2 protein-coding genes are annotated in these 1,035 nt (G+C 49.4%); one reads left to right on the top strand and one right to left on the bottom strand.

Annotation, left to right across the window (positions count from 1 at the left end):
* A partial coding sequence (locus tag EV12_RS14470; RefSeq protein WP_206537834.1) for a hypothetical protein occupies positions 1-184 on the top strand: 184 nt, incomplete at its 5' end.
* A 97-nt stretch (positions 185-281) separates the two neighbouring features.
* Here EV12_RS14470 and EV12_RS12820 read toward each other — a convergent pair.
* On the bottom strand, positions 282-608 hold the full coding sequence (locus EV12_RS12820) for a hypothetical protein (RefSeq protein WP_193742250.1): 327 nt from the start codon (positions 606-608) through the stop codon (positions 282-284).
* Positions 609-1,035 lie beyond the last annotated feature (427 nt).

Genomic DNA, 1,035 nt, shown 5'->3' with positions numbered 1-1,035 from the left:
GATGACGACATCGCCGGCAACTATTTCCAGGATCCGCTCTCGGCTTAACGGCCTCAAAGCCAGCTCTCAGAACTCTTTAGTTAATCTCAGGAAGGCTTTCTATATGCATTTCATTATCGAGTCTGTTCTTTCTGAGCGCGTAGAACTCATTCCAGCATCTTCTTTGCGGGAAACCATTTCATAATCGTAGTCATCACATGAACCTTTGGTTTCATCAGCGTGAGTACTAAGTAAGGACAAGGGAATAACGGATAGCTGATCACTAGAAATAAAGCCACTAACTATTTGCTCATTCCTAACCGACATAACTTGTCCAGTTGAGAAATAGCCCCAACAACAGCTCCTGGATTGTTCTGCTTTAAAGCAACCCTTGCGCTCTCCACCAGTAAGTGAATGGCTTGAGCAACAAGATCTGTTCTTTGGATATTCGCCTGATCGATGTCCTCACAGATCAAGGCATAGGCCTGTTGAATAGTTCGTTGGGCAGTGCGGCGACTCACCCCCTTGCTCTGTGCCAGATACGCCATTACCGCTGTGCAGCTATAGCCCTGCAAAAGCATGGAATGGGCTTCCTCAACCCGATCAACAACTGCAGCTCTTTTGGCCATCAACGACCCTCCCAGCATTTGAGGTTGATCAGAAGGGCTGCCTGTGGATCAAAACCTTGCGGCAGACAAGTACCCATTAAATTCGACCGGAGATTTGACCGGAACCACAAAACAGCAAAAAACGTCTTTCCTAGATCCCTGTTATAGCAATAAAAGAGGGGCCCTCTCAGGCCCCGTGGGTCATTTGGGTGATAAGGCTGACCTCACCCCATCTCCCTTATTAGGGTCAGGCAGCCACGAGGGCAGAAATCCCAGTCAAGCAATGAATAGTCAAAGGAGTTTACAGGAGTAGATGGTTGCGCGTGGGAGCGGTAAGCAGTAATTTTATCCCGAGTTTTATCCCGAGCCTTGGCCAACGCTTGGCAAGCTGGTTTCCGGGCTGCCGTTCGTACCAACCGCCGGGGCTGGGGGGTCTCAAACCACTACG

This window comes from Prochlorococcus sp. MIT 0701 (assembly GCF_000760295.1).
In the GTDB taxonomy this organism is placed as follows: Bacteria; Cyanobacteriota; Cyanobacteriia; order PCC-6307; family Cyanobiaceae; genus Prochlorococcus.
The sequence above is the reverse complement of the archived record's forward strand: the minus strand, read 5'-3'. Positions and strand labels throughout refer to the sequence as shown.